This is a genomic window from Streptomyces sp. 8K308 (assembly GCF_004348315.1).
In the GTDB taxonomy this organism is placed as follows: Bacteria; Actinomycetota; Actinomycetes; order Streptomycetales; family Streptomycetaceae; genus Streptomyces.
Window position 1 is genome coordinate 1 of record NZ_SMKC01000371.1, and the last position, 6,589, is coordinate 6,589.

The 6,589-nt window shown below is 72.4% G+C and carries 5 protein-coding genes and 1 pseudogene; all 6 read right to left on the minus strand.

Going from position 1 to position 6,589, the window contains the following annotated elements; genetic code table 11:
* A pseudogene (locus E1265_RS31480) lies at positions 1-372 on the minus strand (type VI secretion protein); the annotation flags it as partial.
* 11 nt (positions 373-383) lie between these two features.
* Complete coding sequence (locus tag E1265_RS31485; RefSeq protein WP_132934382.1) at positions 384-1,793, minus strand: ATP-binding protein; 1,410 nt, start codon at positions 1,791-1,793, stop codon at positions 384-386.
* Between the two features lie 76 nt (positions 1,794-1,869).
* Positions 1,870-3,423: an SCO6880 family protein gene (locus E1265_RS31490; RefSeq protein ID WP_132934383.1), complete on the minus strand. Its 1,554-nt coding sequence runs from the start codon at positions 3,421-3,423 to the stop codon at positions 1,870-1,872.
* The gene (locus E1265_RS31495; protein ID WP_132934384.1) at positions 3,420-4,742 is read right to left on the minus strand and encodes a hypothetical protein; all 1,323 of its coding nucleotides are present in this window, start codon (positions 4,740-4,742) and stop codon (positions 3,420-3,422) included. The genes E1265_RS31490 and E1265_RS31495 overlap by 4 nt, the downstream gene beginning before the upstream one ends.
* Positions 4,732-5,574 (minus strand): hypothetical protein, encoded by an 843-nt coding sequence (locus E1265_RS31500; RefSeq protein WP_132934385.1) that lies wholly within the window; start codon positions 5,572-5,574, stop codon positions 4,732-4,734. Before E1265_RS31500 ends, E1265_RS31495 begins: the two co-directional genes overlap by 11 nt.
* A gap of 182 nt (positions 5,575-5,756) precedes the next feature.
* Positions 5,757-6,589, minus strand: an 833-nt coding sequence (gene rsgA / locus E1265_RS31505; RefSeq protein ID WP_132934386.1) for a ribosome small subunit-dependent GTPase A, incomplete at its 5' end; no start/stop codon positions are given.

Consider the following 6,589-nt stretch of genomic DNA (forward strand, 5'->3'; position numbering starts at 1 on the left):
GTCCGCGGGGTGGTCGCGGTGGCGGCGGCGGGCGCGGAAGTGGGCGAGCCGGATGGAAATCCACAGGGCTGTGGAGAACAGCACGATGAGTTGGCCGAGGAACGTCAGCCACAGCAGGCCGGCGCTCGGCAGCGTCGCCGGGTCGGCGGCCGGCCAGGCGGCGGCGACGTCGCGCGGGGCGGTGAGGAACGAGCGGAGCGCGCCCGCGGTGCGCAGGAAGGTGACGCCCTCGGGCCAGGCGCCGTGCCGCAGCAGCCCGGCGATGCCGGTGGCGGTCCAGACGAGGGCGGTGATGCCGAGGGCCAGGCCGAGGGCGCCGACGAGCAGTGCGTCGGGGACGCCGCCGCGGCGCTCTGGTGCGTCGTTGCTCATGGGGCCATGTCCTAACCGACGCCCTGCCGCTTCTCGAAGGACATGACACGGGCCTCCGTCTCGGCCTCGTAGGCGTCGACGTCGGCCAGCTCCTCGTTGGCCAGCAGCATCGCGGAGGACTCGGTCATGGCGCGGTCGGTGAAGACGAGGGGGCGCTCGGCCTCGGTGACCAGGTGCTTGACGACCTGGACGTTGCCGTTGACGTCCCAGACGGCCATGCCGGGCGTGAGGGTGGGGATGATCTCGACGGCCCAGCGGGGCAGGCCGAGTACCTGTCCCGTGGCGCGGGCCTCGTCGGACTTCTGGGCGTAGATGGTGCGGGTGGAGGCCATCTTGAGGATGGCCGCGGCCTCCTTGGCCGCGGCGCCGTCGACGACGTCCGAGAGGTGGTGGACGACGGCGACGAAGGAGAGTCCGAGCCGGCGGCCGAACTTCAGCAGGCGCTGGAAGAGCTGGGCCACGGACGGCGAGTTGATGATGTGCCAGGCCTCCTCGACCAGGAAGATGCGCTTCCTCCGGTCGGGCCTTATCCACGTGTGCTCGAGCCAGACGCCGACGATCGCCATGAGGATGGGCATGGCGATGGAGTTGCGGTCGATGTGTGAGAGGTCGAAGACGATGAGGGGGGCGTCGAGGTCGATGCCGACGGTGGTGGGGCCGTCGAACATGCCGCGCAGGTCGCCGTCGACGAGCCGGTCGAGGACGAGGGCGACGTCGAGACCCCAGGCGCGGACGTCCTCCAGGGCGACGTTCATGGCGTCGGCGGACTCCGGCTGGGGGTGGCGGAGGCGCTCGACGATGTCGGTGAGGATCGGCTGGCGGCCGGTGACGTGCTGGTTGACGTAGGCGTGGGCGACCTTGAGGGCGAAGCCCGAGCGCTCGTCGAGGGTGCGGCCGAGGGCTACCTCGATGATGGTGCGGAGCAGGGCGAGCTGACCGGTTGAGGTGATGGACGGGTCGAGCGGGTTGAGCCGGACGCTGCCGTCCAGGGCGGCCATGGGGTCGAGGCGGATCGGGGTGATGCCCAACTCCTGGGCGATCAGGTTCCATTCGCCGACGCCGTCCTCGCCTTGGGCGTCGAGGACGACGACCTGGCGGTCGCGGAAGCGGAGTTGGCGCAGGACGTAGGTCTTCTCCAGGGCCGACTTGCCGTTGCCGGACTCGCCGAGCACCAGCCAGTGGGGGGCGGGGAGTTGCTGGCCGTAGAGCTGGAAGGGGTCGTAGATGTAGCCCTTGCCCGAGTAGACCTCGCGGCCGATGATGACGCCCGAGTCGCCGAGGCCGGGGGCGGCGGTGGGCAGGTAGACGGCCTGGGCCTGGCCGGTCGAGGTGCGCACGGGGAGTCGGGTCGTCTCGGTGCGGCCGAAGAGGAGGCTGGTGAAGGCCTCGGTGATGACGCTCAGCGGATCGCGGGGGGGCATGGCGGCACCTCTTTCACGGTCCACGTCACGGGGGATGTCACGGGGGATGTCACGGGGGATGTCACCGGGCGGTGTGTCATCGCTTGATCCCGGTGGCGAAGGGGAGGGTGTTCACGAAGGCGCGGTGGTGCTCGCGGTCGCACCATTCGAGCTTGAGGTAGGACTTGCCGGCGGAGGCGCGGATGGTGCGCTTGTCCCTGGCGAGCGCCTCGGGGTTGGGCGAGGAGACCGTGAGGTAGCCGACGAGGTTGACGCCGGCGGCGCCGGTGGCCAGGTCGTCGCCGCGCTGGTCGACGCGGCCGTGGGCGGCGACGTCGCGCGGGTCGACGGTGCGGTTCATCTTGGCGGCGCGGGACGCCTCGGCGGCGTCGTTGGTCTTCTCGGTGAGCATGCGCTCGATGGCGACCTCGGTGGGCTCCAGGTCCATGCAGACGGCGACGGTGCGGATCACGTCCGGGGTGTGGACGAGGAGCGGGGCGAGGAAGTTGACCCCGACGGGGGTCATCGGCCATTCCTTGACCCAGGCGGTGGCGTGGCACCAGGGCTCGCGGGTGTCGGACTCGCGGGTCTTGGCCTGGAGGTAGGTGGGTTCGCGGGCGTCGAGCTCGGCGGGCCAGGCGTTGCGCTTGGACATGGCCTGGATGTGGTCGATGGGGTGGTCGGGGTCGTACATGGAGTGGATGAGGGAGGCGAGGCGGGCCTCGCCGAGTGGCTGGCGGACGCGGATGTCGGCCTCGGTGAGGCGGGCGCAGATGTCGGTGAGCTCGCGGGCCATGACGACGGCGAGCGCCTCGTCCTGGGACATGCGGCGGCGGCCGCCCGTGGTGCGGGCGGCGCGGGCGATGGACTGCGCCTCGCTGCTGAGGTCGCGCGAGTGGTGCATGCAGGCGATGAGGTAGGCCCGGTGCTGCTCGCTCGAGGTGGAGACCATGGACTGGAGCTGGTCGTAGGAGTCCTGGATCCAGCCGGGGGCGGTGGTGTCGCCGCGCTCGCGGACGTCGTTGGCGTGGGCGTCGGGGTCGGCGGGGAGGGTGCGGGCGAGCATCTGGAGGCGGGTGACGTAGCCGTCGCCGTTGGCCACGTGCTTGAGGAGGGTGCCGAAGCGCTCGACGAGGGCCTCCTGGTCCTCGCTGTCGCGCAGGCCGACGCCCGGGCCCTCGATCTCGATGGCGGCCGTGATGGTGCGCCGGTCGGTGTGGAGGAGGACGGCGAGCTCGTCGGGGCCGAAGGCGGTGGGGCACCATTCGACGCGGCCGACGCCGGGGGGCGCGCCGACGGCGACTTCGCGGCCGTCGAGGGTGATGCCGGCTTCGGGGGCGTCGGAGCGGTAGGTGGCGCCGCGTCGCTGGGTGCGCCTGAAGGAACGGTTGATCTCGAACCACCGGTAGAACGTGCGGCCGTTGTACGGGAGGTAGACGGCGGCGAGGGCGAGCATGGGGAAGCCGACCAGGCCGACGAGTCGGATGGTCAGGGCGGGGATGAGGATGCCGCTCATCATGCCGAGGAAGGCGCCGGCGACGATGAGGGCGATCTCGCCGGCCTCGCGGTTTCTGCCGACGATGGCCTGCGGCCTGGCCCTTCCGATGAGATAGGTGCGGCGCCTGGTGAGGGTGTGGGGCGGGGTGGTCACCGGCTACCTCCTCGGTTCTCGGGGCCTGGGCTTCCCGTGCGGCTGGTGTTCGTCCCCGTCGATGATGAACCCGACTGGCCGGTACGGGAACTGTGAGCCGCGACTCCGCCGGCGATCGGGTTGGTGGGCCGGGGGCCCTGGCCGCCGCTGGCGGCGGCCGCGCCGGCGGCGCCGCCGGCGGCCGCTCCGCCGCGGGCGCCGTGCGTGGACATGCCTTCGCGGACGAGGCTGGCCGGGGTTGAGACGGCGGCGCGGGCGGCGCGGCTGCTGGTGTCCTGGCGCATGGCGCGGTGGTTGACGATCTCGTCGCCGAAGCCGGGGACGAAGCGGTAGATCATGGCGGAGGCGAAGATGGCCAGGATGATGATGGCGAGCCCGGAGATGATGGCCGAGACGGCGGTGGGGCCGTTCTCCTCGCCGCTGGTGAGGGCGGCGGCGAGGCCGAGGACGATCGCGATGACCGGCTTGATGAGGATGACGGCGATCATGATGCCGGCCCAGCCGCGGACGTGGCCCCAGAGGTTCTTGTCGACGAGCCCCGAGTAGACGGCGGTGCCGAGCAGCGCGCCGACGTACAGCATGGCGGCGCGGATGACGAGTTCGAGGGCGAGGACGCCGGCGGCGAGGATGGAGATGAGGGAGACGACGATCAGCATGATCGGGCCGCCGCCGATGTCCTCGCCGGCCTCCAGGGCGGCGGCGAAGTCGCCGAAGAACGACGCCGAGTTGTCGCCGGTGCCGGTGACGATGGCGTCGGTGACGTTGTCGGTGGCGGAGACGACGACGTAGAGGATGAGGGGCGTGAAGGCGGAGGCCATCACGGTGAGCCAGAGGTAACCGATGGCCTCGGAGAGCGCGGTGGCGAACGGGACGCCGCGGACGGCGCGCTTGACGATGGCGAGCAGCCAGAGGATGAGGGTGAGGACGGTGGAGGCGGCGAAGACGACGGCGTACTGGCGGAGGAACGAGGTGTTGGTGAAGTCGACGTTGGTGGTCGAGTTGACCAGGTCCGACAGCTCGTTGACGATCCAGGCGGCGGCGTCGGCGCAGCCGCGGGCGAGGGAGGACAGCGGGTCGAGGGCGTCCGTGACGCCGTTGGTGTCGCCGTCACCGCCGCCGCCGTCCTCCGGGTTGCCCTCGCAGATGTCCCTGGCCTGGCCGCTGAGCAGGCCGCAGTCCTCGCCGTCCTCGACCGCGGCGGCGCGGGTGGCGAGGGCGGTGCCGAGGGCGAGGAGGCCGGCGAGGCCGCCGGTGAGGGTGGCGAGCCTGGCCGCGAGCCGCCCGCCGCGCGGCGGGCGCCCGTGGTGGTCAGCGCGCATAGGTGAACCCGCCGAACTGCTCGACCGCATCGGCCATCTCCTCTGCCGTTGAGGCGCGTTGGTCCCGTCCGACCGGAGCGGGGCCCTCTTGCTCGTCGAAGGCGGTGATCTTCCAGTCGCCTTCGACCCAGACGAGGTCGTAGGTGGTGGTGTACCAGCCTTCGGTCACGGGGTTGCGCGAGTCGGCGCCGGCGAGGCCGAACAGGGTGGAGTACCAGACGGCGACGCGGGCGGTGTCGCCCGCGTACTGAACGGTGTTGGTGCCGACGGGGTTGACGCGGGCGACGAAGGTGGTGCCGTCCGGGGCGGTGCCGGCCTCGGTGAGGCCGATGCGGGTGAGGAAGTCGGGGTCGCTGTAGGTGCGCTCGTACTCGGCGGCCTGGTCGGCGGCGACGTCGGGCGCGTAGACGGTGTTGACGATGGTGGGGCGGCGCTGCGGGTCGAACATCTCGGTGCCGCCGAGGGCCACGGCGTAGTTGGCGGCGGCGCTCTGGGCGCCCAGCTCCGTCTGCGGGTGGCCCACGGGGATGCCGTTGGTCGAGGTGTCGACGGGGGGTTGGCCGCTCGGCGCGGTGGCCTGGGCGCGGTCGCCGTCGCGGTCGCCTTCCGAACCGCCGCCGCCGCTTCCGCCGTTGCCGTCGTCGCGGGTCTGGTTGGCGAAGACGATGGCGCCGAGCAGCAGGACGACGACGCCGATGACGGCGGCGAGGCCGCGGCCCGTGGAGGCGGGTTGGCGGCGGGTGGCCGGTTCGCGCTGCTCGGGGAGGCGGGTACGGGTGCCGGCGGGGACGCCGCGGGCGCGCGTGTCGTCGTAATCGTCGCCGTAGCTCATGTCGCGCCCCCTCAACCGGCTGCGAGTCTAGTACCTACCCCCTTGACGTTAGCGTCCTCAACTGACGTTCGGCCCCTGGGAATCCTCTGTTGGTCGCGGTGGAGGTGGCATGGACGTCGCATGGAGGCACGGTGAGGTGGGGGCGCCCGGGCCCGGCCGCTGCCCGGGCGCCTGTCGGGCGGTCAGGTACGGGGCTTCCGGTGCTGGTAGGTGGCGCGGAGGTGGCGGGTGATGGCCTTGCGTTCCGCGGTGCGCTGGGCGCGGAGCCTGGCGTCGTCACGGGAGGCGGCCCAGGCGGACTCGCGCAGCAGCTTGCGGTAGCTGACGAGGCGTCGTTCGGGCAGGGCGCCGTCCTCGACTGCGGCGAGGACGGCGCAGCCGGGTTCGCTCTGGTGGGCGCAGTCGACGAAGCGGCAGTGGCGGGCGAGCTGGGTGATCTCGGCGAAGACCTGCTCGATGCCGTCGCCGGTGTCCTGGAGGCCGACGCTGCGCAGTCCCGGGGTGTCGATGAGGACGCCGCCGGTGGGGAGCGGGAGGAGTTCGCGGTGGACGGTGGTGTGCCGGCCCCTGCCGTCCTGTTCGCGGACGTGTCCGGTGGCGAGGAGGTCGGCGCCGAGGAGGGCGTTGCCGAGGCTCGACTTGCCGGCGCCGGAGGCGCCGAGCAGCACGATGGTGCCGGTGAGGACGGCGGCGAGGGTGTCGATGCCCTCGCCGGTGGCGGTGCTGGTGAGGAGAACGTCGACGCCGGGGGCCAGGGCGGCGGTCTCGGCGAGGGACTCGGCCGGGTCCTGCTCGGCGAGGTCGGCCTTGGTGAGCACGATGACGGGCTGGGCGCCGCTCTCCCAGGCGAGGGCGAGGAGTCGTTCGACGAGCCCGGGCGCGCCGCGGGCGGCGAGGGAGATGGCGATGGCGACGGTGTCGACGTTGGCGGCCAGGGCCTGGGCGTGGGAGCTGGCGCCGGCCGAGGCGCGGTTGATGGCGGTGCGGCGGGGGAGGACGGCGGCCAGCTCCGGGG